27 protein-coding genes and 1 pseudogene are annotated in these 25,484 nt (G+C 54.9%); 24 read left to right on the top strand and 4 right to left on the bottom strand.

Annotation, left to right across the window (positions count from 1 at the left end; all coding sequences use genetic code 11):
- The first annotated feature begins 104 nt into the window (after positions 1–104).
- Entirely contained in the window at positions 105–554 is a 450-nt protein-coding gene (locus AX755_RS21040) for a hypothetical protein (protein ID WP_062857388.1), read from the top strand.
- 136 nt (positions 555–690) lie between these two features.
- On the opposite strand, the gene AX755_RS21045 is transcribed toward AX755_RS21040, so the two are convergent.
- Positions 691–2,193, bottom strand: a complete 1,503-nt coding sequence (locus AX755_RS21045; RefSeq protein WP_062857389.1) for a flagellin N-terminal helical domain-containing protein — start codon at positions 2,191–2,193, stop codon at positions 691–693.
- A 300-nt stretch (positions 2,194–2,493) separates the two neighbouring features.
- Here AX755_RS21045 and fliD point away from each other — a divergent pair, with 300 nt between their 5' ends.
- The 3 genes from fliD to AX755_RS21060 are packed head-to-tail and all read left to right on the top strand — an operon-like array spanning position 2,494 to position 4,751.
- Positions 2,494–3,978 (top strand): flagellar filament capping protein FliD, encoded by a 1,485-nt coding sequence (gene fliD, locus AX755_RS21050; protein WP_046888416.1) that lies wholly within the window; start codon positions 2,494–2,496, stop codon positions 3,976–3,978.
- 52 nt (positions 3,979–4,030) lie between these two features.
- Positions 4,031–4,438 (top strand): flagellar export chaperone FliS, encoded by a 408-nt coding sequence (fliS, locus tag AX755_RS21055; RefSeq protein WP_062857390.1) that lies wholly within the window; start codon positions 4,031–4,033, stop codon positions 4,436–4,438.
- Positions 4,431–4,751 (top strand): flagellar protein FliT, encoded by a 321-nt coding sequence (locus tag AX755_RS21060; RefSeq protein WP_050860212.1) that lies wholly within the window; start codon positions 4,431–4,433, stop codon positions 4,749–4,751. Before fliS ends, AX755_RS21060 begins: the two co-directional genes overlap by 8 nt.
- Positions 4,752–4,926: 175 nt before the next feature.
- Here AX755_RS21060 and AX755_RS21065 read toward each other — a convergent pair whose 3' ends face one another.
- The 3 genes from AX755_RS21065 to flgA all read right to left on the bottom strand — a co-directional run bounded on the left by AX755_RS21065 (position 4,927) and on the right by flgA (position 6,449).
- On the bottom strand, positions 4,927–5,370 hold the full coding sequence (locus AX755_RS21065) for a flagella synthesis protein FlgN (RefSeq protein WP_062857391.1): 444 nt from the start codon (positions 5,368–5,370) through the stop codon (positions 4,927–4,929).
- A 17-nt stretch (positions 5,371–5,387) separates the two neighbouring features.
- Positions 5,388–5,681: a flagellar biosynthesis anti-sigma factor FlgM gene (gene flgM, locus AX755_RS21070; protein WP_062857392.1), complete on the bottom strand. Its 294-nt coding sequence runs from the start codon at positions 5,679–5,681 to the stop codon at positions 5,388–5,390.
- 69 nt (positions 5,682–5,750) lie between these two features.
- Complete coding sequence (flgA, locus tag AX755_RS21075) at positions 5,751–6,449, bottom strand: flagellar basal body P-ring formation chaperone FlgA (RefSeq protein ID WP_062857393.1); 699 nt, start codon at positions 6,447–6,449, stop codon at positions 5,751–5,753.
- Between the two features lie 248 nt (positions 6,450–6,697).
- Here flgA and flgB point away from each other — a divergent pair, with 248 nt between their 5' ends.
- The 20 genes and pseudogenes from flgB to AX755_RS21175 all read left to right on the top strand — a co-directional run.
- Positions 6,698–7,108, top strand: coding sequence for a flagellar basal body rod protein FlgB (gene flgB / locus AX755_RS21080; protein ID WP_062857394.1), 411 nt, complete (start codon positions 6,698–6,700; stop codon positions 7,106–7,108).
- A 6-nt stretch (positions 7,109–7,114) separates the two neighbouring features.
- Entirely contained in the window at positions 7,115–7,519 is a 405-nt protein-coding gene (flgC, locus tag AX755_RS21085; protein WP_046888422.1) for a flagellar basal body rod protein FlgC, read from the top strand.
- 8 nt (positions 7,520–7,527) lie between these two features.
- Positions 7,528–8,232: a flagellar hook assembly protein FlgD gene (locus tag AX755_RS21090; RefSeq protein WP_046888423.1), complete on the top strand. Its 705-nt coding sequence runs from the start codon at positions 7,528–7,530 to the stop codon at positions 8,230–8,232.
- A 26-nt stretch (positions 8,233–8,258) separates the two neighbouring features.
- On the top strand, positions 8,259–9,455 hold the full coding sequence (flgE, locus tag AX755_RS21095; RefSeq protein ID WP_050860211.1) for a flagellar hook protein FlgE: 1,197 nt from the start codon (positions 8,259–8,261) through the stop codon (positions 9,453–9,455).
- A gap of 9 nt (positions 9,456–9,464) precedes the next feature.
- Entirely contained in the window at positions 9,465–10,202 is a 738-nt protein-coding gene (locus AX755_RS21100) for a flagellar basal body rod protein FlgF (protein ID WP_046888425.1), read from the top strand.
- Between the two features lie 19 nt (positions 10,203–10,221).
- Positions 10,222–11,004, top strand: coding sequence for a flagellar basal-body rod protein FlgG (gene flgG, locus AX755_RS21105; protein ID WP_046888426.1), 783 nt, complete (start codon positions 10,222–10,224; stop codon positions 11,002–11,004).
- A gap of 62 nt (positions 11,005–11,066) precedes the next feature.
- A complete protein-coding gene (locus AX755_RS21110) occupies positions 11,067–11,753 on the top strand; it encodes a flagellar basal body L-ring protein FlgH (protein WP_072094995.1) in 687 nt (228 codons plus the stop codon).
- 1 nt (position 11,754) lies between these two features.
- On the top strand, positions 11,755–12,882 hold the full coding sequence (locus AX755_RS21115; protein ID WP_062857395.1) for a flagellar basal body P-ring protein FlgI: 1,128 nt from the start codon (positions 11,755–11,757) through the stop codon (positions 12,880–12,882).
- Positions 12,882–13,808, top strand: a complete 927-nt coding sequence (gene flgJ / locus AX755_RS21120; protein WP_062857396.1) for a flagellar assembly peptidoglycan hydrolase FlgJ — start codon at positions 12,882–12,884, stop codon at positions 13,806–13,808. Before AX755_RS21115 ends, flgJ begins: the two co-directional genes overlap by 1 nt.
- Positions 13,809–13,913: 105 nt before the next feature.
- On the top strand, positions 13,914–15,548 hold the full coding sequence (gene flgK / locus AX755_RS21125; protein WP_062857397.1) for a flagellar hook-associated protein FlgK: 1,635 nt from the start codon (positions 13,914–13,916) through the stop codon (positions 15,546–15,548).
- Positions 15,549–15,559: 11 nt separating this feature from the next.
- Complete coding sequence (gene flgL / locus AX755_RS21130) at positions 15,560–16,453, top strand: flagellar hook-associated protein FlgL (protein ID WP_050860209.1); 894 nt, start codon at positions 15,560–15,562, stop codon at positions 16,451–16,453.
- 76 nt (positions 16,454–16,529) lie between these two features.
- On the top strand, positions 16,530–18,155 hold the full coding sequence (locus AX755_RS21135; protein ID WP_062857398.1) for a methyl-accepting chemotaxis protein: 1,626 nt from the start codon (positions 16,530–16,532) through the stop codon (positions 18,153–18,155).
- Positions 18,156–18,313: 158 nt separating this feature from the next.
- Positions 18,314–19,033, top strand: a complete 720-nt coding sequence (gene fliA, locus AX755_RS21140) for an RNA polymerase sigma factor FliA (protein WP_029882543.1) — start codon at positions 18,314–18,316, stop codon at positions 19,031–19,033.
- 356 nt (positions 19,034–19,389) lie between these two features.
- Positions 19,390–19,740 (top strand): flagellar transcriptional regulator FlhD, encoded by a 351-nt coding sequence (flhD, locus tag AX755_RS21145; RefSeq protein WP_013097770.1) that lies wholly within the window; start codon positions 19,390–19,392, stop codon positions 19,738–19,740.
- Positions 19,741–19,742: 2 nt separating this feature from the next.
- The gene (gene flhC, locus AX755_RS21150) at positions 19,743–20,318 is read left to right on the top strand and encodes a flagellar transcriptional regulator FlhC (protein ID WP_048971638.1); all 576 of its coding nucleotides are present in this window, start codon (positions 19,743–19,745) and stop codon (positions 20,316–20,318) included.
- 84 nt (positions 20,319–20,402) lie between these two features.
- Positions 20,403–21,299, top strand: coding sequence for a flagellar motor stator protein MotA (gene motA / locus AX755_RS21155; protein ID WP_029882545.1), 897 nt, complete (start codon positions 20,403–20,405; stop codon positions 21,297–21,299).
- The gene (gene motB / locus AX755_RS21160; protein ID WP_062857399.1) at positions 21,296–22,201 is read left to right on the top strand and encodes a flagellar motor protein MotB; all 906 of its coding nucleotides are present in this window, start codon (positions 21,296–21,298) and stop codon (positions 22,199–22,201) included. The genes motA and motB overlap by 4 nt, the downstream gene beginning before the upstream one ends.
- Positions 22,188–24,116 carry a chemotaxis protein CheA gene (gene cheA, locus AX755_RS21165; protein ID WP_062857400.1) on the top strand — a complete coding sequence of 643 codons (1,929 nt, stop codon included), beginning with the start codon at positions 22,188–22,190 and terminating at the stop codon, positions 24,114–24,116. Before motB ends, cheA begins: the two co-directional genes overlap by 14 nt.
- Positions 24,113–24,625, top strand: coding sequence for a chemotaxis protein CheW (locus AX755_RS21170; RefSeq protein WP_013097765.1), 513 nt, complete (start codon positions 24,113–24,115; stop codon positions 24,623–24,625). The genes cheA and AX755_RS21170 overlap by 4 nt, the downstream gene beginning before the upstream one ends.
- 158 nt (positions 24,626–24,783) lie before the next feature.
- A pseudogene (locus tag AX755_RS21175) lies at positions 24,784–25,484 on the top strand (LysR family transcriptional regulator); the annotation flags it as partial.

Raw genomic sequence — 25,484 nt, forward strand, 5'->3', positions numbered from 1 at the left:
TTGGTCGGCTCCCTTGTATGTCGATTCTCACCTCCGTCAGTGCCACCACCTATGAGCGTGAGAACTCTGGTGGTGGTTGTATGAATATACAAGGAGACTTTCATATGACTATTCTGTCCACTCTCTCTGACGCATCCCACGCGAGCTTTACCGAACAGCTTATCGCCTTACCCCTCCCGGCCTCTGCCGATCTTTTTGACGTGGTGGATCTCTGCGCTGCGTTTGCCAGCGCGTTGGTGGAAACCGATGAAATGAGCGAGCGTAACGCACTTTGCGGGCGTTTGCTGCATGCCCTTGGTGAGCTGGAGCGACTGTGCGATGACGATTTGCCGCCGCAGCTGATTGAGCAACTCATTGTCCGTGACGCCACGCCGTCGTGCATGCCGGACGGCTGGCAGGACACGCTTACGCCGGTTCACTATGCACAGGCACTGGCACAGGCAATTCTGGGAAATACCCTGCCGCAGGAGGTGAACAACATGTTGACGGGATTACTGCACGACCTGGTGTTCCTGCTGGCTGAGTTCGTGAAGGAACCTTACCTGCACGCTTAAAAACAAAGCCGGGTGGCGGCTTTGCCTGACCCGCCTACGTTTGCTTTATCGCTGGATATAAAAAAGCCCTCCGGGGAGGAGGGCAACCGCGCGTGAGGCACGCGCGTAATCACAATGTAAGGTGGTTTTGTCCGGATTAACGCAGCAGAGACAGCACGTTCTGCGGAACCTGGTTGGCCTGGGCCAGTACGGACACACCTGCCTGCTGCAGGATGTTCGCGCGGCTCATGGCGGACACTTCAACGGAGAAGTCGGCGTCCTGAATACGGGAGCGCGCTTCGGTGGTGTTGATGATGTTGGTGTTCAGGTTCGCAATGATGGAGCTGAAGCGGTTCTGAACGGCACCCAGGTCGGCACGGAAGTCAGAAACGACAGTCATTGCTTTATCGGTATTGTCCAGCAGCTTCTCCGCAGCCAGCTGTCCCGCTCCCTGCTGGATAGCTTCAGCGTCGCCGAAACGAGCCTCTGCTTGGGTGGCTACTGAACCATCGGCAGCCAGCGTGAAGGTTTTAACCGCACCATCTTTATCCATCGCATAGTAGGTACCGGCAGGCGCAGAACTGTCAGCGGCGAAAATTTTCATTTTCGAAGTTGCCATGTCTCCACCGAACAGCGAGGTGGAGATGTCTTCCATAATTTCTTTGGTGAGAGGGATATCCGTAGTGGCACCCGTTACGGTATCGCCCACGTCGAGGCGCTTCATGTTTGCCACATCAGTTTTACCGTTCAGCAGCATATCTTTATCGGCCTCGTTAACCTCAGTAACTGCAGCCGCCGTGATCTTACTGATTTCTGCGTGGACATCTGGCGCCGTACCGGCTTTTTTGAAGGTTACCTTATCGGTGTCAATCTTGAAGAGTTTGTCCTTAACCGTATCATAAGCAAAGACTTCACCCGTTTTTTCATTCAGACGGAATTCAACATCGGCAGCATTGGCCGCGCCGATTGCCGTCTTAACGACTGCTGAATCCCCTGCCTGGTTAATTTCCCACGTCAGCGTGTCGGCACCAACAGTCGCTTCAATGCCTGTGCTATCGCCGTCACCTTTCACAACTGCAGCCTGATCATACTGACTGGTGCTGCCCACTTTAACGCCGATAGAGGCAAAGTCATCCATGAAGGTATCCAGGCCCAAAGTTTCCAGGTCCAGCTTGTTCAGTTTGATGTTGATGGTGTCTGAATCTTTATCACCGATCTGGATGGTGATCTCTTCACGGGAGCCGTCAAACACGTTCACGCCGTTGAAATTAGTCACTTCTGCCACACGACCGATCTCTTCCAGACGGGTGCCGATTTCTTTCTTGATGGAGTCCAGATCGCTCTGGGAGTTGGTGCCGTTTTTTGCCTGTACGGTCAGTTCGCGGATACGCTGCATGTTTTCGGTCACTTCTTCCAGCGCACCTTCGGTGGTCTGCGCCAGGGAGATACCGTCGTTGGCGTTACGCGCCGCTTGGGTCATACCGCGAATAGAAGAGGTGAAGCGGTTAGAGATCGCCAGACCTGCTGCATCGTCTTTTGCGCTGTTAATACGCTTACCGGAAGAGAGACGCTGAATGGCGGTGCCGAGATCGGTCTGGGATTTGTTCAGGTTATTCTGAGCCATCAGGCTCAGTGCGTTGGTATTAATGACCTGTGCCATTATTTTATCCTTCTATATGATAACGGTAGTATGAGATATGCGTTCGTTGTTGCGCATACTTCTTTCATCGGGGGGAATAAAAAAGACTGAATTATTTTTTTGAGTTTTTTATTGATGGTGGGAATTGAGCGCAATGTTGTCGCCAATTAAATTAATCGCATAAGTTAATGCCGTAATAAGCGCTGAAAATTGGTTTTGTCTTTCACTCGCGTTGTTGTGAGGGTTATGAAAAATTAAACTTCCTTCTCTATTACCCGATGAAAATAGTGTTAGCTATCTCATTTCAGGAGGAACAATATTATGGCTTCAACCAATTTCTTAGGTATCGGCTCCGGGATGCCGTTCGATCAGTGGCTGGCGGACGAGCGTAAGGGGCTGTCCATGCAGCTCAACCCTTATCTGCAAAAGCAGAGCAGCTACAACGGACAAATCTCCGCCTGGGGGTCTATCTCGAGCTCGCTGAGCACGCTGAAAGATAATCTCAGTAAGCTGGAAGACGAGGGATTTAATGGCGTAAGCGTGAGCGACAACAAAACGTTCAAGGCGACGGCGGGGAAAGGGGCGTTTCCTAACAGCTACTCCATTGCAGTCAAACAGCTGGCGAAAGCGCATCAGCTTGCCATTGAGAATGACTCCCGTGATAAACCCATTGGCAGTGGTGGTGCGGAAATAACCATTACGCTGAAAGAGGGTGAAAAGCCGCTGGAGCTGCGGTTAGCAAATGGTGAAACCTCGCTCGATCAGATTGCCAAAAAGATCAACGAGGCGAAAGGTGATGTGGTTGCGGAAGTCATGACCATTGAGGACGGGAAGCATAAGCTGGTGCTCACCTCCAAAAAAACAGGCGATGACGGGGAAATGACCGTTAACGTGTCGAAGAATAGCGAACTGGAAAAGAGGTTTACTACCGCTGCAGCTAATCCAGAAACGGAGCCGCAACAGGCCATCATTTCACTGAACGGGAAGGACGACGTTAAGCGCAGTTCGAATACCATCACGGATTTAATCCCCAATGTGACGCTTGAATTGAAGGAAGTGTCGGAGAGCGAACCTGATCCCTCTGGGAAACCCATCTATAAAGAAGAATCCCTCACCATCACCGAAGATACCTCAAAGGTAAAAACGTTGATTGAGGAGTTCGTTAAGAACTACAACAGCTACCTCAGCACCGTGGCCAGCGCAACCAAATATACCCCACCGGATCGCGACAGCAATTCTGATCAACTGGCTCAGCCCGATCCCACGAACGGCGCGCTGTTTTCTGATGGCTCACTGCGCCGTCTGACCACCCAGCTTAAGGCCACCGTCACCGGCAGCTACCCGGAGGTAGGAGACGTCATTCAGACGTTGGGCAAAATCGGTATCACCGTAACGTTTGATGGCAAAACGGGGGATGAGCGCACCGGCACGCTGGGAACGCTCACTATCGATAACAAAAAACTCGATGCCGCACTGAAGGATAATCTCAAAGAGGTTGAAGCCCTGTTTCTCGGTAAAGGGGAGGCCGAGGGAATAAAAGATCGCATGGAGGGGATTTTCGATACCTATCTCGGCGATAAAGACAGCATAAAGAAAACGGAAGGGGTGATTGAAACCTCCCTTGAATCTCTGCGTGAGCAGGAAAAGCGGATTAAGAAACAAATTACGGCGGTCGAAAAACGTATCGAAGAGACCATGCTACGCCGGGAAAAAGAGTATCAGCGCATCGATAAGTACCTGAGCGACATGAAACAGATTGAGAACCGGCTGACGACGTCGCTGAGTCAGCTTGCCGCGAGTATGTAAACCCTTAGACACTAATTTCCCGGGCGGCAGGGCTGCCCGGCAGGATTTGACGATGTATACCAAAACAGGCAACAGTGCCTACACCGCTGTCTCTCTCGACAGCCAGATAAACGGCGCAACGCCGCATCAGCTGATTGTGTTGCTGTATGACGGGGCGATTAACGCCATGAAGCGGGCGGAAATTTATTTTCAGTCCGGGAATATTGCCCGCAGGGGAGAGATGCTCTCCCGCGCCATTAATATTATCGACAACGGATTGCGCGCCGGGCTTAACCACGAGAAGGGCGGTAAAATCGCCGAAGAGCTGGAGAGCCTGTACGAGTACATTTCGCGCACGCTGCTGGAGGCGAATCTCAACAAATCCGGCGAAAAGCTGCCGCATCTGATCGCGTTGATGACCGAGATGTCAGAAACCTGGCAGGCAATTGCCCCACAGAACAGGCAGGTGAAACATGGATAACAACGTGATTGCGCTGATTGAAGAACTGCTGCTTAGCAACACCAAACTGCAAAAGCAGGCCGATGCTGGCGAGTGGGATGTGTTTCTTGATGAATCTGTGGCCTACAGTATGGGAATGCGCACGTTGTGCGACATCGATTTGACCCAGTTGGCACAGCACAACAAACCGCAGGTGAGAACCCAGCTGGCTGCGCTGCTGGAGAACGATGCTATCCTGACACGCGTCATCCAGGGGCGTATGGCCACCATCCGCACCGAACTCTCCGCCATGCGCAAATCCAATACGATGCAAAAAGCCTACACGGCGGTTTAATTCCTTTCCCCCTCACCCTAACCCTCTCCCTCAAGGGCTGAGGGTTCCCCATAAAATAATGCCTGCACGGAGGACTCCCTCTCCCTTGAGGGAGAGGGCCGGGGTGAGGGGTGTCTTTATTCCAAAAAAAAGCCCACCAGAGGCGGGCAAAAGAGGACAACGCAGACAGGAACGATCAGATGCTGATGTTGTATTTGCGGCCAGCGGGTACCTGGCTGGATTCCCCCGCCGGACCGTAAAGCGTGTTAGCGTGGCTAACGTGGTCAATCGCTTTCTGAATATGCTGATTTTTCTTGATATGGCTTTGCAGCAGTGATTCCACTTTTTGATTCAATTCTTTAGTGCTGCGCACTTTTTCATGTACCTGCTGCCAGCTGGCAAACAGCTTACCGAGCCCCGGGTAGGGGGCTTCGGTGCCGTAGGTCTGCTCCTGCTGGCGGCGCATATCGTCGTAATACTGTAGCGTCGTCAGCAGCTGGTTTTTGTTATCCGCCAGCACCTGCAGCGACACAGGGTTGATCTGCGCGCGATTAAGCTGGTTGACCTCTTCAATCATGATCGCCTCCAGCTCATCCAGCGACGTTTTCATCTGGGCCAGTATCGGGTAAAGCTTGTCCATAGGGGTCCTGCTAATGGTTAAAACGCAAACATGTCCTGCACCATGGCCTGAGCAATTTTCTCAGGCTCGATGCGCAGGGTTCCTGCCGACAGCGCGGCGCGTAGTTCGTTGACCCGCGCGTAGTCCACGTCGCGGCTGTCATCGGTCTGGATCTTTTTCGTCAGCTCGCTCAGGGTGACGTTGGTTTTATCGCTTTTATCTGAACGTTTTGACGCCGCGTCCTGCTCCTGAGGCTGCGTGCGGGCGCGCAGATCCTGAGTCGGGGCGATTTTCGCAATCGGCGCGGTATTCTGGCTGCTATTGATGCTCATGGGTGTCCTCGCAAATCAATTTATGTACTCAATACTTCTTTCATCGGTGATTCACAGAAAACCTAAAATTTATTGTTGGGAAATAATCATCACCTGTCCGTCAGCCCCCACTTTGCCGCTCACGGTGCGCCCGCCAGCAGTTTTCACCTTCAGCACGTCGTCCACCGCCGCGTTGTTCAGCGCCTTGCCCTGGCTGCGAATACGAAAGCCGGAGCCGGTGGTGACCAGATCGACCGTCTGCCCGGCACGCAGCCGCCACTGCTGGCGCAGCTGGTTCTCTAACAGCGGTTTCCCGGCGTCGATGGCACGGGTCAGGCGCTGGCCAATAATCGCGTCGGCGTTGAAGATCAAGCCTGAAGGCTGGTGGTCGAGCGCGCCGGTAACCGGTTCGATATCGCTGCGCTGCACAATGGCCCCACCGGGCAGGCTCTGGCTGGCGACCCACCAGGTCCCCTGGGCACTGATGCGCACCGGCAGATAATGACGCCGTGCGCCGCACTGGGCCAGCACCGTGCGCTTGCCGGTCAGACGGCTGTCGCGCCCGACCAGGCTCAGCGTCGGGTTCTCGCAGACGGCGGCCAGTTGCGCCGGGGTGGCAAGAAGTTTTGCTGTGCGCACAATCTCGCTACCGGTCTCGGGTTGTTTGATCAGGGCATCCAGCTTGAGCATCAGTCGCTGCTTCGCCGTCTGGTCAGAGGGCACGCTGGCCGTGGCAGACGCAGAGCAGAGCAATGCGGCCACCGCCGCGCTGAATAATCGGAGCTTCATCTTATTGCCTTAATAATGAATTTACTCTATAAAACGTGGCTAAATTATATACGCACTGCCGTGGCTTTTATTGCTTTAAATAATGACACTTTTGTCTGCATTTAAATTCTTCGATGTTTTAACGCTCCCCTCATTATTTCTATTTCCCTAAATGGGCTTATTTCTGTCGGGTCTTTGCAGTGTGATATTTCACCAGCGCTGACTACACTATCGCAGTTTAAATAACGCGAGACAGGAGTCCTGTTGTCATGAATAAACTCGATGACGCCTTTCGCTTTCAACAGCAAGCGCTAGGTTTGCTTTCGCGCCGTCAGGATATTCTGGCATCGAATATTGCGAATGCCGACACGCCTGGCTACCAGGCGCGAGATATAGATTTTACTCAGCAGTTAAAAACCGCCATGGAAAATAACACCATGGCCAAATCGCCCGTATCCTTGGCCTTAACGTCAAATAAGCATATTGAAGGTAAAGCGATGCCATTTGACGACAGTCAGCTGCTTTATCGCATACCGGATCAACCGAGTGCGGATGGCAATACCGTGGATATGGATCGTGAGCGCGTCAATTTTGCGGATAACGCCGTGAAATATCAGTCTGGACTGACGTTCCTGGGCGCGGATATTAAGAAAATGATGACTGTGCTCAGTCAGGGGTAATAAACGATGTCGCTCTTTAGCGTATTTGATATTTCAGGCTCGGCGATGGCCGCCCAGTCCCGCCGGCTTAACGTCAGTGCCAGCAATATGGCCAACGCCGACAGCGTGGCGGGGCCAGACGGTCAGCCGTACCGCGCCCGTCAGGTGGTGTTTCAGGTCGACAACCAGGTCGGTCAGGAGATTGGCGGCGTACAGGTCAGCGAGGTGGTGGAGAGCAGCGCGCCGGATCGTCTGGTCTATGAGCCTGGTAATCCTATGGCGGATGAACAGGGCTACGTGCGCATGCCCAACGTCAACGTGATGAACGAGATGGTGAACACCATTTCGGCCTCCCGCAGCTACCAGGCCAACGTGGAAGTGATGAACTCCGCCAAAAGCCTGATGCTGAAAACATTAACCCTTGGGCAGTAAGGACGCATATGGCGGTCTCTTCGATTAACAACAACAGCGGTACGGGCGGTACCGGTACGGGCAACAGCGCGGCGGACTTGTCGAATCAGTTTATGACGATGCTGGTGGCGCAGATGAAAAACCAGGATCCCACCAACCCGATGGACAACAACCAGCTCACCACGCAGCTGGCGCAGTTCAACATGGCGGCAGGGGTCGAGAACCTCAACAAATCGGTAGCGGGCGTGCAGGCGATGATGATCAATCTCAGCAGCATGAGCGCCTCCTCCTGGATAGGGCGCAGCGTGCTGATTGAGGGAGATCCGAAAGTCTCCTTCGGTAATTCTGAAATCGGTATCCATCAGGTCGGTGTAGAGCCTGAGGCCTCGGACGACTTCCAGTTCGCGCTGGTAGGCGATGCCGCGACCGTCACCGTGACGCTGGAAGATTCTGAGGGCAATGCGTACACCGCAGAGATTAAGAACGTGAAGTCGGGGATGAACAAATTCAATCTCGACGATCTGGAAAACTTCAAGCCGGAGCCGGGCCCGCCGCGCGATCGCGAATACACCCTCTCTTTTGACGCCAGCAACCCGGAAGGTGAGAAGCCGCAAATCTTCGGGCTGGTTCAGGAGCAGGTGCAAGGGGTCACCATGAGCGAAACCGGGCCGATCCTGCATCTGCTCAATCACGATCCGATTGACCTGAGTCAGGTGTTTGTTGTTCAAAAATAGTCATTACTTACTTCTGGAAATTAATTATGGGTTTTTCACAAGGTCTTAGCGGCCTCAGCGCCGCGGCAAAAGCACTTGATGTGGTGGGTAACAACATCGCCAACTCGCAGACAGTCGGTTTTAAAGCGGGTTCCGTCTCCTTCTCCGATATTTTTGCCGGTTCGGTGGGGATGGGGGTGCAGGTGGGGGGCGTGAGCCAGAACTTTACTCAGGGTGGTCCTGGGATGGGCGGTTCTGCTCTGGATATGATGATCAATGGCCGGGGCTTTTTCCGCATGACGGATGAAGCGGGCAGCGTTTTCTACGGGCGTAATGGCGAGTTCACCGAGAACGAAAACGGCGCCATTATTAATAAAGTGAACGGCATGTTTTTAACCGGCTATCAGGCCATTAACGGGGTCATTAACCCGGGTTCCCAGGTGGGGCCGATCCGCATTCCGAAGGACGATATGCCGCCAGTGGCCTCGACTACAGGGTCGGTGAATGGCAACCTGAAGTCGGATGACAAGATCATTCCTGGGACGCCTGGTTTTGACCCTACCGATAAAGAGACCTATAACCATATCAGTGAAGTGACGGCTACCGACAGCCTGGGTAATAAGCACACGATTAAGATGTACTACGTGCATACCGGTGAAGGTAAGTGGGACGTGTATGCGGAAGACTCCACTGCGCCAGACGGAGCAATGACTCCTGTGCCAATTGAGTTCAACCCCGATGGCTCGATGAAAACGCCGACAACATTGACCGTTAAAGGTAAGGAGTACAACGGTTCTAACGCGCTTGAAGTGGATATCGATCTTAGCGCCCTCACCCAAAACGCCGGCGATACTCAGGTGATGCTGGGTGAAATTGACGGCCAGGCACCGGGCAAATTCAACAGCTACCAGGTCAGCGACACCGGTGAAGTCATCGCCATCTACAGCAACGGCAAACGTCAGACCGTGGCGCAGGTAGTACTGGCAGACTTTGCCAACGTGGGTGGTCTGGCGCAGCAGGGTAACAACCTGTGGGCGGAGACCGTGCAGTCCGGCCAGCCGTTTTTCGGCACCTCGGGTTCTGGCAGCTTCGGTAGCATGAAGGGCGGTATGCTGGAATCCTCCAACGTCAACCTCGGGGACGAGATGGTCAACATGATCGTCTACCAGCGCAACTACCAGTCCAACTCACAAACCATCAAAACCCAGTCTGAAGTTCTGCAGACGCTGGTTAACCTGCGTTAAGGCTGAACGATGGATCGCGCTATCTATACCGCCATGAGTGCCGCGAACGCGGCGCTCAACCGCCAGGCGGTCACCTCAAACAATCTGGCGAACAGCTCCACTGCGGGCTTTCGCGCCCAGCTGGCGGCCTTCCGTTCGGTACCCATTGAAGGGGAAACCCTGCGCACCCGCGCGCTGGTGGCGGAGTCTACGCCGTTTCACGACACCACCATGGGGCCGATCACCCACACCGGGCGCAGCCTGGACGTGGCTTTGCCGCAGAACGGCTGGCTGGCGGTAGCGATGGACGACGGCAGCGAAGGCTACACCCGTAACGGCGCAATTGACGTGGATCAGGACGGGGCGCTCAGCGTCAACGGCCGTCCGCTGATGGGCGACGGCGGGCCGCTCGAAGTACCGCCGCAGTCTCACGTCACCATCGGCAGCGATGGCACCGTGTCGGCGCTCGGTATGGGCGATGACCCGACGATGCTGGTGCCGGTTGGTCGCCTCAAGCTGGTCAACGCGGAGATGAACAGCATGGTTCACGGCGATGACGGACTGTTCCGCACCGTGGACGGCGAGAGGCTGGCGCAGGACGAAACCCTGCGTCTGACGCCGGAGGCCATCGAGGGCAGCAACGTCAGCCCGGTGCAGGCCATGACGCAGATGATCGCCAACTCCCGCGGCTTCGACATGAATATGAAGGTGATCCGCACCGCCGACGAAAATGCCCAGAAGGCCAACCAGCTATTAAGCGTGAGCTAAGGCCGCGCAAGGAGTCACTATGATTCGTTCTTTATGGATCGCAAAAACCGGGCTGGAAGCACAGCAGCTCAATATGGACGTCATCTCCAATAACCTGGCGAACGTCAACACCAACGGCTTTAAGCGTCAGCGCGCCGTGTTTCAGGATCTGCTCTATCAGAACATGCGCCAGCCTGGCGCGCAGGCGACCGAGCAGAACACCCTGCCGAGCGGCCTGCAGCTGGGTACCGGCGTCCGTCCGGTCTCTACCCAGCGCATTCATACTCAGGGTGTGCCGAACATGACCGGTGATGAATACGACGTAGCCATAGAAGGGGAAGGCTTTTTCCAGGTGCAGATGCCGGACGGCAGCACGGCGTATACCCGTGACGGTAAGTTAGGCAAAAATGCTGATGGACAGCTGGTCACCGCGGAAGGTTACCCCATTCAGCCGGGGATTGTTATCCCTGCTGACGCCACGAGCCTGACCATTGGCAGCGATGGCATTGTCAGCGTCAAGGTGCCAGGCCAGGCGGAAGAGCAGCAAATTGGTCAGCTTACGGTCACCACCTTTGTGAACAACTCCGGGCTGGAGAGCATCGGCGGCAACCTCTACAAAGAAACACAGTCCTCTGGTGCACCGAATGAGCTGAATCCGGGTATGGAAAGTGCGGGTACGCTGAAACAGAAGTATGTGGAAGGCTCCAACGTCAACGTGGCGGAAGAGCTGGTGACCATGATTCAGGTTCAGCGCGCCTATGAAATCAACAGCAAGGCGGTTTCGGCATCTGACCAGATGCTGCAGCGTCTTTCCCAGCTGTAATCCTCTCTCTGGCCGCTTACGCGGCCAGACATTTTATCGACACTGAAATGAAAATATTGTCTATGCACATTCCGGCGGCCGCGCTGCTGGCAAGCACACTGCTGCTCAGTGGCTGCGCGCACATTATGCAAAAGCCCCTCGTCGAGGGTCCTACCACGGCAACACCATTACCGATGGCACCGGCAGCGACCGGCGGTTCACTGTTTCAGGCAGGGCAGGGGATGAACTACGGCTATCAGCCGATGTTCGAAGACCGCCGCCCGCGTAACGTGGGCGATACGCTGACGATCCTGCTGCAGGAGAACGTGAGCGCCAGCAAAAGTTCCTCCGCCAGTGCCAACCGTAATGGATCGGCCGGTATGGGGCTGATCGCGGTACCCTCGAAACTCAACAGCTGGCTGGGTGATGGCAAAGCGGATTTTGAAGCCGAAGGTAAAAACGATTTCGCAGGCAAGGGCGGCGCGGCGGCGCGTAACACCTTTACCGGCACCATCACTGTGACCGTGAAAGAGCTGCTGCCCAACGGCAACCTCGGCGTGGTGGGTGAGAAGCAGATCGCCATCAACCAGGGCACCGAATTCATCCGCTTCTCCGGGGTGGTGAACCCGCGCACCATCAGCGGCAGCAACACCGTGCCGTCCACCCAGGTGGCGGATGCGCGCATTGAGTACGTCGGCAACGGCTACATCAACGAAGCGCAGAACATGGGCTGGCTGCAACGCCTGTTCCTGAACCTTTCTCCTTTCTGATATGACCATGAAAAAAGAATCTATCCTGTTTTTTCTCAGCATCCTGCTCTATGGCATGACGCTGGCGGTACCCAAAGTGGTCCACGCGGAACGTATCCGCGATCTGGCGACGGTACAGGGTGTGCGTTCCAACTCCCTGATGGGCTACGGCCTGATTGTCGGCCTTGACGGTACCGGCGACCAGACCATGCAGGCCCCGTTCACCGGCCAGAGCCTGAACAACATGCTCTCGCAGCTGGGGATCACCGTCCCGCCGGGCACCAATATGCAGCTGAAAAATATCGCGGCGGTGATGGTCACCGCCGAGTTGCCGCCGTTTGCCCGTCCGGGCGACAAGCTGGACATCGTGGTCTCTTCGGTGGGCAACGCTAAAAGCCTGCGCGGCGGCACGCTGCTGATGACCCCGCTGAAAGGGGCGGATAACCAGATCTACGCCATCGCCCAGGGCAACATTTTGATCTCCGGCGCAGGGGCGCAGGCGGGCGGCAGCCGCGTGCAGGTAAACCAGCTTAACGGTGGGCGCATCAGCAATGGTGCTACCGTCGAGCGGGAAGTGCCGAACGATTTCGCCACCCAGAGCATTGTGCGCCTGCAATTGAACGAGACCGATTTCTCGCTGGCGCAGCAGATCAGCGACGCCATTAACCAGCGCTACAGCGGCGGGGCGGCGTTGCCGGAAGATGCCCGCACCGTGCGCCTGTTCGCACCGCCGGACGGTCCGTCCCGCGTACGCTTCCTGGCCAACATTCAGGATATCCCGGTGAAGGTAAACGTGCAGGACGCGAAGGTGATTGTGAACTCGCGTACCGGCTCGGTGGTGATGAACCGCCATGTCTCGCTCGATTCCTGCGCCGTGGCACACGGCTCGCTGACGGTAGAGGTCATGCAGAACAACATTATCAGCCAGCCGGATACACCGTTTGGCGGCGGGGAGACGGTGGTGGTACCGCAGACCGATATCTCGGTGCGCGACAGCGGCGGTTCGCTGCAGCACGTGCGCAGCAGTACCGATCTGAACGCGGTGATCCGTGCCCTCAACAGCCTGGGCGCTACGCCAAACGAGCTGATGTCGGTTCTGCAGGCGATGAAAAACGCCGGTTGTCTGCGGGCGAAGCTGGAGGTCAACTGATGAACGCCTTCGACAAGCTCGATCAGCCCGCCTTTGATGTCCGTTCGCTGGATACCTTAAAACGTGAGGCCGGGCGGCAAACGCCCGGCGCACTGAAAGCGGCGGCAAAGCAGATGGAGGGCATTTTCGTGCAGATGATGATGAAGAGCATGCGCGATGCCACCTTTAAGGACGATCTGCTGAGCAGCCAGTCTTCCGAGATGTACACCGCGATGCACGATCAGCAGGTTGCACAGAATATTGCCGGGAGTGGTCAGCTCGGCTTTGCCGATCTTATCGTCCGCCAGCTGGGCGGCGAGCGTGAGGCACCTGCCGCAACGGTGAGCACGCCGGGACGCGACTTTATACGACCGGATCTTGCTTCGGCGCCGGCCACCGGGCCACTTCGCCTGCCTGCGCCGGTGTCGTTCGCTAAACCGGCTGAAGGGGCGCATCCGTTTATTGCCCGTCTGCTGCGCCCGGCCCAGGCGGCCGCGCAGCAGAGTGGGCTGCATCCGCACCTGATCCTCGCTCAGGCAGCGCTGGAGTCCGGCTGGGGCAAGCGCGAAATCCCGGCGGCGGATGGCCGCCCGAGCCACAACCTGTTCGGCATCAAGGCCACCGGCGACTGGCGCGGCAAAACTACCGAGATCACCACCACCGAATACCTCAACGGTGTGAAGCAGAAGGTGAAAGCCGCGTTCCGCGTTTACGACTCGTACGAACACGCGCTGGCGGATTACGCGAAGCTGCTGACTAAAAATCCGCGCTATCGTGGGGTTGTGCAGTCCGGTTCACCAGAGCAGGGGGCGAAGGCGCTGCAGGCGGGCGGCTATGCGACGGATCCGGCCTACGCCAAAAAGCTCATCTCCATTATTCAGAAGGTGAAAGGCTATATTCAGCAGGGTGTGAACGCCTATAAAAACGATATCGACACACTTTTCTGACAAAGAAGTTTTAGAGATTTTTTAAATCACCGATGAAATAACCAGAGCCATGAACTTTCTGGCCCGGAAAGAGAGACCGGGCCTGCAATCAGGAATGTCTATCTTATGAATAATCTTTATAACTTAGCGAGAAACGGCCTGAGCGTCGCGCAGGCCGCATTACGGGTGACAGGTGACAACCTGACCAACGGCATGTCCGCGGGCTACAGCCGCCGTAATTTGATCATTGGTGAAAGTGGCGGCATGTCGACGGGGCAGGGCTTTTTCGGCTATGGGGCAAAAGCTGTCGGCGTTGAACGTGCGTACGATGCCTTCGCCAATAACCAGCTGCGCGGCTCGCTGTCGAGCTGGTCTGCGTTAAACGGGCGCATGGAGCAGCTGTCGGATATCGACAACATGCTTGCCGATGAATCCGATAACGTGTCGGTATCCATGAACGATATGTTCAAAGCCATGGCGACACTAAGTGGGGACCCGTCTGACGGCCCCGCTCGTGCGGCGGTGTATAACTCGCTCGGCACGCTGAGCAACCGTTATAACGCCAGCGCCAAGCGTCTGACCGGGCTGGAAAAGAGCACCAACACGCAGATTGAGCGCAGTGCGAAAGATATCAACACCGCGACTCAGCAGCTAGCCGAGATCAACAGGCAGCTGGAACGCGCCCAGGGTAACGGCGCGCCGCCTGCCGACCTTCTCGATCAGCGCGACATGCTGCTGGAAGAGCTGAGCGCGCAAATGGGGATCACCGTTAACGAGGACCCCAATTCCGGACGCGTTGATGTGACGCTGTCGGATGGACGTCCGCTGGTTTCGGGTACCACCGCCTCTAAACTGCAAACCTCTCCATCGGATGCCGATCCCAATAAAATTATCGTCTCCTACGTGGATGCCAGCGGTAACGCCACGCCGCTTGATGAAAGCAGCATAACGAAAGGGCGTTTGGGCGGGCTGTTCAAATTCCGTAATGAAGACCTGACGGTAGCGCGCCAGGAGCTGGATCAGATCGCCTTTATGATGGCGCATCGTATGAATGAGCAGAACCGCGCGGGCTTTAAGCCGGATGGAACGCCGGGTGAAGATCTCTTCTCACTGCCGGATATCAAAGCCATTGCGAATGCGAAAAACCAGGGCCAGGATCGCTTAGAGCAGATAACGGTAACTGACTATAAAAAGGTGAAATCGGAAGATTACACCATCACCTTTAAGGCTCCCGATTGGGAAGTGACCGGGGCAGACGGGCGAAGTGTGGTGACTGGGCCTGGTCCCACACTCAATTTTGACGGCATTGAAATTACGCTGCCGAATCCCTCTACTGCCGTTGCTGGGGACACATTCACCTTGAACCCCATGGCAGGTGCCGCAGAAGGCCTGGCACGTAAGATTACCAGTGCGGAAGAATTTGCCGCTGCTGGTGATAAATTGGCAGAGCCTGGCGATAACGACAACCTTCAAAAGATGCTGGAGATTCAGAACGAAAAGCTGATCGGCAAAAACACCCTGAGTGAAGCTTATGCCAGCCTGGTCGGTACCATCGGCGATCGCGCACGAGTGGCGAAATCTGACGCGGCCAGCGCGGAAACCGATTTAAGAAGCAAATATGAAATAAAGCAAGAGATCTCGGGCGTGACGATGGACGAGGAGTACATCAACCTCGATATGTTTAAGCAGTATTACAATGCCAATGCGCAGCTCTTACAAACCGCGAACGCCATGTTTGACGCGCTGTTGTCGATCAGATAAGGAACAAAGAAATGCGATTAAGTACGCTTTATATGTACAAGCAAAGCGCTGAGTCGATGGCAAAGCGCATGAGCCAGAGTAATGATGCTTACATGCGGATGTCTGCCGGGAAAACCTTATTAAAGGCCTCTGACGATCCGGCTGCGGCGACCGAAGCGGTCAAACAACAGGATGCGCTGGCACAACTGGAGCTTTATAGCGGTGTGCGTACTCGCGTACGTAATTCACTGGAATATCAGGATCATATTTTGAGTGGTGCAGGCGACCTGTTAACCACCACTCTGAAAGAGAAACTTGTTGCTGCAAATAGTGATGCCTACTCGGACGAAGACCGCCGGGCGCTTGGCGAAGAGATCAAAGGTATCCGTGAAAATCTGCTGGATTTAGCGAACAGCCGTGACAGCAGTGGCCGCTATATTTTCTCCGGCTATAAAACAGATACCCCAGCCTTTGATGAGGTTGGCAACTACCGGGGTGGGAATGAGGTGCGTAAGCAGACCGTTGCGGATGGCGCGGAAATGCAAACCAGCCATCTCGGTGATGAAGTCTTCGGTGATATTTTCATGGTGTTAAATGATGCAGTGGCGGCACTAATCGCGGACCCTATCGATAAAAACGCACTGGACGCCGCGCTTAAAGCTGCCAGTCAGGCGGTGGATGAAGGCATTGACCGTCTGGGCAAGGTGCAGGCCGAGCTGGGGACCAACATGCAGCAAATTGCCGCCCTGGACTCAACCGGTGCCGTGCTGATTAACGACACCATCATTAAAGTCCAGGATGCGATTGGGTCTGATACCGGCATGCTGGTCTCCATGGTAGCTGAATCGCAGATGTCTGAGCTTGCCTTTAATGCCTCAATGTACGTCTACAAAAATATGCAGAAGATGAGTCTGTTTAATATGTGAAGTGAATAACTTCGCCATTTACTTTCCTTCAGGCGCCGCCGCGTACGGGTAAACCGTGCGCGGCAGGTGAGAATCTATGTTAAAGAAACTTAAAATCTACAGCACAGTCACGCTTATTATCGGACTGTTTGCCGTCATGCTGTTCGGCGTTACGGCCTATTCCGTTTATAACGCCGTGGCGAACAACAGCAATTTTAAAAGTATTGTCGTCGCCGCTGAAAATAACGATCAGATGCGCGATGCCGCCTATAACATCAGCGCAGTCATGGCGAATACGAACGGCCTGATGCTGCAGGCGGCGCTGGGTAATCCGGTATCGGAGAACGTGGCGAAGCACACCCTGAACGTGGTGAAAATGGCCCGCCGCAATATGGATGACTTTATGTCCTCGCCGTTTAATACCCCGGAAGAGGAGCGTCTGGCCGCCGAGGTTAATGCGGCGTTTAACGCGGTCTATAACGTCGCGGAAGTGAAGCTGGGTTATCTGCATAATCCGACGGGCTATACCGGTTCTCTGGAACAGGATATGGAGCTGCGTACCACCCTGCGTAATAAGGTTGAGCAATATACCGATGCCAGCGCCCGCGTCAGCGAAGGGTATATTCTTGCTTCCGAACGCGGCTACAAGATTATGGTGGGCGTGGGTCTTGTGGTCGTGTTGCTGGCCATTGGACTGCTGTTCGTGATCCGCTTCTGGCTGCGCCAGACTCTGGTTCAGCGCATGGCAATGACGGTGGGCGTACTGAAGCGTATTTCCGGCGGTGACCTGAGTAAAGCGATTGAGGCCGGCAGTGAGAATGAAATCGGCAACATGCTTAACGAGATGGAGAAGATGCGTACTTCCCTGGCGGAAACCGTGTCCGGGATTCGTGAGAGCGTGTTACGCATCCACACCAACGCCCAGGAGATTGCCCACGGCAATAACGATCTCTCCTCCCGTACGGAAGAGCAGGCGGCCGCGTTGCAGGAGACGGCGGCCAGCATGGAGCAGATCAAAACCACCGTACGTCAGAATGCTGACAACGCCCATGCGGCGCGTGAACTGGCGGAAAGCGCCAGCACCAATGCCCATAACGGCGGGGAAGTGATGCAGAGCCTGGAACAGATCATGGCTCAGATCACCACCAGCTCGCGCCAGATTGCCGATATCAACGGTGTGATCGACAGCATTGCCAATCAGACCAACATCCTGGCCCTGAACGCGGCTGTAGAAGCGGCGCGTGCCGGAGAGCAGGGACGTGGCTTTGCGGTTGTTGCCGAAGAAGTGCGTAACCTGGCAAAACGCAGCGCCGATGCGGCCAAAGAGATCAACCAGCTGATCAATACCAGCGTGAACAATATCGATATCGGTTCACGTCAGGTGGGGCAGGCCAGCACGGTGATGCAGGAGATTGTGACCTCGGTTTCGCAGGTGACGCAGATCATGGGGGAAATTACCTCTGCATCGGACGAGCAGAGTGCGGGTATTAATCAGATTTCGCAGGCTGTTAACGAAATGGATCTGGTGACCCAGCAGAATGCGGCGATGGTGGAAGAGGCGGCGCTGGCGGCGAGCGAACTGGAAGCCCAGTCTGATGCCCTGGAAAAACTGGTCGCGCAATTCCAGCTTAATCAGGAAAGCGCCAGGGTGAAAACTGCCGCTGAGCCGAATAACGTTAAGCGTCAGAAAGAGCCGGACCTGGCCCAGTGGGAAACCTTTTAATCCCGTTAATTAGCCGCATTAATAACGCTATATTTCAGCAGCGATGATTAATAAAAGCGAAGTAACAGAAAGCGCATTTTTATACAGGCTTATTGCACTATTTGAATGCGCCATTTCACCGGATAATTCTTTAAGAGAATAGCAGGTGGAATGCAATCGTGGATGGTATTTACACGGCCGAAGGGCTGGAAAATAAATCGGTAGTCTGGTCTAAATATCACTATCTGGTGCGGCAGGAAGCATTGCGTTTACATAAGCGACTTCCTGCCAGCGTCGAGCTGGATGATTTAATTCAGGCGGGCTCAATCGGTTTTTTAAGTGCAGTCGAGAGTTTTGACCCCAAAAAAGGGGTAACGCTTACGGCGTGGATCGCCCAGCGGGTGAAATGGGCATTATTAGATGAGCTGAGAGAAAGTGACTGGGTTCCACGTCGGGTACGCACCCATACGCGTGAAATTGTCGCGCTTATTCAGCAAATCGAGCAGGAAAAAGGGGGCGAAGCTACTGAAGCTGAAATCGCCGAACGCATGGGCGTCTCGTTGCAGGAATTTCAGCAGATGCTGGCAGATAATAACGCCAGCCAGATGTACTCGGTTGATGAGCTGCAGGAGAATTATGCCGACAGCTGGGAGACAAACGGCGATGAGAATGAACAGCTTAATCCACTGAATGACGCTATCAAAGAAAATTTGATAGAACGGATCGCTGAGCATATTCAGTATATACCCGAAAGGGAACAAGTGCTTTTACAGCTCTATTATCTGCAGGATTTGAATATGAAAGAGATTGGGCTGGTGCTGGGGATTACGGAAACACGCGTGAGTCAGTTACATAGTCTGGCCGTGAAAAGGTTAAGAAGCCGTATGGAATCAGCTTAACGTGAATTACAGGATATTAACATTTATATTGTTAATACTGGTTTCTCTGCAGGATTAATCATTAAAATCAAGGTTTAATAACGTTTAATAATGCTTTATTAACTTATAAAATCAACGAGTTAACATCAATTTGTGGATTTGAGGAAATTTCTGTCGCTTGTTCGGAAAATACTTAGTGTTTATGATTTTGCCAGTTTTGAGATGCAGCCTCCTTTGGCATTGACTCATTTACTGAGGAAGAATGACTTACCTTGGTGAATATCAATACCAAAAGACTCTCTGCATCAGTTCGGAAACGTTATCTATCTTAACTGACATGCCAGCTTTTGGCTAAATAACATTGGGAGTTTTCGCCTGTGTCCAATTTTGACGAGTATCTGCAAAATATTCACGATATTAACCTGTCCTATCTTCTGCTGGCGCAGCAGCTGATCCGTCAGGATAAATTTGCGGCGGGTTTTCGCCTTGGATTGTCTGAAGGCACAATTGATAACCTGAAAGAACTTTCGCTGCCACAATTAATGAAGCTGGCCACCACTAATCAGCTTATCTGTCGTCTGCGGGTTGACGATGAAGTTGTGATTGAAAATCTGACCAAGGATTCGCGTATTGAAGCGCTGCAGCAAATTCACACCGGCATTATTTTGTCGACCAATCTTCTTAATGCCTTAAGCGAAGAAGATGCCATTACCGCGGAGGAGGCATAATCATGTGTGGTGAAAAGAGTCTGCTGCAGGAAATTGACGAAGTAAATATCGCCATGGGGTTAATTTCTCTCGGGGCGAGAATGCAGGTGCTGGAATCGGAAACATCACTCAGCCGCCGTCGCCTGCTTCGTTTATATAAAGAGTTGCGCGGCTGTCCGCCGCCAAAAGGGATGCTGCCCTTTTCCGAAGACTGGTTTATGTCATGGGAGCAGAATATTCATTCTTCCATGTTCTACAACATCTATCTGTATTTGCAAAAGACCGAACAGGGGCGCTCCATTGAAATGCTGATGAAGACCTATCGTCTTTATCTGGAACAGTGCAGTACCTGTTCTGATGAGAAGCCGGTGCTGGGTCTGACCCGAGCCTGGACATTATTACGCTTTATCGACTGCGGCATTATTTCGCGTAAAGCCTGCAGCGTGTGTGGCGGTGGTTTTATCGTCACCACCGAATTTATTAAAAACCCATTTACCTGCAGCTTGTGCAGCCCGCCGTCGCGCGCGCTTAAAAAATCCCAGGTGAGTAATACCGGGCTTCTGGGCTCGTTTGCCGCGCCGGAAATCATGACGGCGTAACCCCAGACGGACGGCTGTGCGCAAGATGGCGTTTACCTGATGCCGGGACAGCCGGCATCGGTCAAAAAAGTAAAAGGAGAGAGTGTGTTAGTTATTGTTGGCTATCTTGTTGTCATATTGACCGTTTTTGGTGGTTTTCTTCTGTCCGGCGGTAACCTGATGGCGCTGTTTCAGCCGCTGGAGCTGTTGATTATCGGCGGTGCCGGGGTTGGGGCGTTTATTGTCGGCAACAATATTAAATCCCTGAAGTCGACGGGGAAGGCGCTGGTTAAAATCTTTGTCGGTAAGCGCTACAACAAAGCGGTGTATATGGATTTGATGGCGCTGATGTTTCTGCTGCTCTCCCAGAGCCGCGTTCACGGGCTGATGTCGCTGGAAAAGGACATTGAAGACCCGCAGAACAGCGATATTTTTAGCGCCTATCCCCGCCTGATGAGCGACCCGATGCTCGCCAATTTTATCCTCGACTACTTCCGTCTGATGATTGGCGGCAGCATGAATTCCCATGAAATCGAAGCCCTGATGGACGAGGAGATAGAAACCTGTGAAGAAGAGCTGGAAGTGCCCGCCCACAGCCTGAACACGGTAGGCGATGCGTTTCCGGCGTTCGGTATTGTAGCGGCGGTGATGGGGGTGGTTAACGCGCTGGGGTCGGCGGATCGTCCGGCGGCGGAGCTGGGTATGCTGATTGGCCATGCACTGGTGGGCACCTTCCTCGGGATCCTTATTGCTTATGGTTTTGTCTTGCCGCTGGCGACATTGCTGCGCCAGAAGAGTTCTGACCAGGTCAAAATTTTGCAGTGCATTAAGGTGACGCTGCTCTCCAGCCTGAATGGTTATGCCCCGCAGATTGCGGTTGAGTTTGGTCGTAAAACCATCTTTACCAGCGAACGTCCATCGTTTGAAGAGCTGGAAGAGCACGTGCGTGAAGTCAAATCTAACGCCACGCTGAAAACCAAAACCTCGGACGGCGCCGCATGAAGAACGTCACGCCTGTCATCATTTCACGTAAGCGTAAGAAAAAGAAACATGCCCACCACGGTGGGACATGGAAGATTGCCTATGCCGATTTTATGACCGCGATGATGGCGTTCTTTCTGGTGATGTGGCTGCTGTCGCAGTCCACGGACATGGAAAGGGAGCTCATTGCCGATTACTTCCGTATGCCGCTGAAGCCCTCGATGGCCAACGGCGATAAAACCAGCCTGAGCGACAGCGTCATTCCCGGCGGAGGGGATGACATTCTCAAGCGGCAGGGTGAGGTGTTTAAAGGACAAATTGCCAGTATCGATAAGCACAAGCGCTTCGAAAGCCTGAAGCAGGCGAAAGAGAAGCTGCAGAAGATGATCGAAACCGATCCGCGGCTGAATAACTTTAAATCCAACATTCTGCTCAACCTCACCAACGACGGTCTGCTGATCCAGATCACCGACTCGCACGACCGCCCGATGTTCCGCGTCGGCAGCGAACTGCCGGAATCCTACATGAACGGCATTCTGCAGGCGCTGGTGCCGCTGCTGCAGGAGTTGCCAAACGCGTTGAGCCTGACGGGGCACACCGATTCGCTGCTGTATGCCGGTGGCGACGGCGGATACAGCAACTGGGAGCTATCCGCCGGGCGCGCAAATGCCGCCCGCCGGGTGTTGGTCCGGGGCGGCCTTAACGATGAACGCTTCTTACGCGTGATTGGCACCGCCAGCCGAATGCCGCTGGAGAACACATCCCCGGACAGTGCGGTGAACCGCCGCATCAGCATCCTGGTGCTCAGCCGCTCGAAAGAGCAGGAGATCCGTCTGGAAGATACGCAGGCTCAGCGTGCAGATAGCGTGCTGAGCGATATCAATCTGCAAAATGTGCAGGGCTATACCGATGGACATGAATGATTTTTCGCAGATCTTCTTTACCGAGGCGGAAGAACTGCTGACTGAGATGGAGCAGCTTTTGCTGCAGCTTGACATAGAAGCACCGGACCAGGAGCAACTGAACGCCATCTTTCGTGCGGCGCACTCGCTGAAAGGCGGCGCGGCCACCTTTGGCTTTACCGCATTACAGGAGACGACCCACCTGCTGGAGAACCTCCTTGACCAGGCGCGGGCAGGGGAGAGAACGCTCAGTCGCTCAATCATCAACCTTTTTCTGGAATGTAAGGACATTATGCAAGCGCAGCTGGAAGCCTATCAGTCTTCGCAGGAGCCTGATGAAGCCCGTTATCGCTATATCTGTGAAGCCCTGAGGGAGATTGCTCTTGAAGGCCAGCAGCCTGTGACGCCAGCCGAACCCGCGCCAGCGTCGGCCAGCACGATGCAGGAAACGGAAACCACACTGGTGGTGACCCTGCGTAACGTCGGGGCGCGCGAACAGACGACGCTGCGCGACGAGCTGACCAACATGGGCGAGGTGACAGACGTTGAGGCGACGTCAGACAGCATGACGGTCACGCTACAGACCACCGCCTCGGCGGAGGATATCACTGCCGTGCTCTGCTTTGTGCTTGACAGCAAGCAGATTGAGATACGTTCTGCAGAAGCCACTCCGCCGGTACCAACGCCTGCTGCGCTACCTCAAACCGTTATTAAAAAAGCGCCACCCGCACCACGCGCAGCCAGTCAGGAGTCGGGCAGCATTCGCGTGGCGGTGAGTAAAGTCGACCAGATCATCAACCAGGTCGGGGAGCTGATTATCACCCAGGCAATGCTCTCCCAGCTGTCGAAAACCCTCGATCCGGCCAGCTACGATCTGCTGTCCGGCTGCGTGGCGCAGATGGAGCGCAACACCCGCGAGCTGCAGGAGTCGGTGATGTCCATCCGTATGATGCCGATGGACTACGTCTTTAGCCGCTTTCCGCGTCTGGTGCACGACCTGGGCGCTCGCCTGAATAAAGAGGAGGAACTGACCCTGAAAGGCGGCTCCGCCGAGCTGGATAAGAGCCTGATTGAGCGCATTATCGACCCGCTTACCCACCTGGTGCGTAACAGCCTCGACCATGGCATTGAAGAGAAAGAGGTGCGCGCCGCAAAAGGCAAACCGGTGACCGGGAACCTGACGCTTTCAGCCGAACACCACGGCGGCAATATCGTGATTGAGGTTAGCGACGACGGTGCGGGGCTGAACCGGGAGAAAATTCTCGCCAAAGCCCGCTCTCAGGGGATGACCATCAGCGACACCATGAGTGATGACGACGTATGGATGCTGATCTTCGCCGCCGGTTTCTCTACCGCCGAGAGCGTGACGGATGTCTCCGGGCGTGGCGTCGGCATGGACGTAGTGCGACGCAACATCCTGGCGATGGGCGGCCACGTGGACGTGCTCTCGACGCCGGGGGCCGGGACCACCATTCGCATTATTCTGCCGCTGACGCTGGCGATCCTCGACGGCATGCTGGTGAAGGTGGCGGACGAGATTTACGTCCTGCCGCTGGGCGCGGTGATGGAGTCGCTGCGGCCGACCGACGACATGCTGTGCCGCTTTGTCGGCGAAGAGCGCCTTTTACAGGTGCGCGGCGAATATCTGCCGCTGGTGCTGCTACGCCAGCGTCTCTCGGTGGCGGGCGAAGCGCCTGCCGATGACGGCATTGTGGTTATTGTGCAAAGCGCGGGCTGCCGCTATGCGCTGTGGGTCGATCAGCTTATCGGCCAGCAGCAGGTTGTGGTTAAGAACCTCGAACATAACTATCGCAAAGTGCCTGGCGTCTCTGCAGCGACCATCCTCGGTGATGGCAGCGTGGCGCTGATCCTTGATGTGGTTGAGCTTTCAACGCTCAACCCTCCACAACCCCAGAGGGAGGGGGTAAATGCATGACTGTAGCAACCGCCAGTAAACCCGCCGCAACCGACGCCATCGCCCAGGAGTACCTCGTATTCCGCCTGGGCGATGAAGAGTACGGCATTGATATTCTTAAAGTGCAGGAGATCCGAGGCTGCGATCGCCTCACGCGCATTCCGAACGCGCCGAACTTTATTACCGGCGTAACCAACCTGCGCGGCGTGATTGTGCCGATTGTCGATCTGCGCGTACGCTTTGATCTGCCCGACCCGTCACAGGACGACAAAACAGTGGTCATCGTGCTCAATCTGAACGATCGCGTGGTAGGTATCGTGGTTGACGGTGTGGCAGACGTGCTGTCGATAGATGTGGATAACATCAAGCCGACCCCGGACGTGGCCTCGGTGCTCTCTGGCCGCTACCTGCTTGGGCTGGGCGTGCTCGACAGTCGAATGATTATTCTGGTGAATATTGAGATGCTGCTGAGCCGCGAAGAGATGGCGCTGGTGGATTCGGTGACCGAGTCATATATCGACTCCCACTAAGGCGCATCGCGCTTTCTGGATATGCATCAGCGGTGGAGGTTGCCGCTGATTCATAAGTCGCTATTATGAATATTCGAGTTTCCAGAAAGCGCTAAGGATTGCCAGAATCTATGCCCGTCAATTTCGACCTCAACGATCTTTATGCCTTCCGAGCGCTGGTGGAGTACGGTAACTTCCGTATTGCCGCGGAATCTATCTGCCTCTCCCAGTCCGCCTTAAGCCGCCGCATTGAAAAGCTGGAGACCGCCGTCGGCGCGAAACTGTTCGACAGAACCACCCGGCGCGTGACGCTGACGCTCTTCGGGCAGACCTTTGCCGACCGCTGCGGGCAGCTTCTGGAAAATGTGGAAACGATGCTGGCGGATATCGACAAGGTGAGCGAGGAGCGCACCGGGCTAATTACCGTTGCCACCGTGCCTTCGGCGGCCTGCCATTTTATGCCGGAGGTGATCCGCCAGTTTCATCGCCGCTATCCGCGCGTGCGCATCAAGCTTATCGACAGCAGCGCGGGCAATGTCATTGACGCGGTGGCCAGCGGGCAGGCGGATTTTGGTATCTGTTTTGCGAGGAGCCTGCAGCCAGATCTCACCTTTATTCCGCTGGTGGAGGATGTGTATGTCGCCGCGTGTCGTCGCGATCATCCGCTGGCGGGACGCAAAAGTCTGACCTGGCAGGCGTTTTATCAGCAGGATTACATCAGCCTGGACATTACATCGGGCAACCGGAATCTGCTCGATCAGATGCTCGGCCATATTAAGCCGGAGCGCCCGGGGATCTGCGAGACGCGCCACGTCACCACGATGCTGGGAATGGTGGAGGCGGGGATTGGTATTGCTGCCGTCCCCGCCATGTCAATGCC

It is taken from the genome of Enterobacter sp. SENG-6 (assembly GCF_001605945.1).
GTDB classification, from domain to species: Bacteria; Pseudomonadota; Gammaproteobacteria; order Enterobacterales; family Enterobacteriaceae; genus Enterobacter; species Enterobacter cloacae.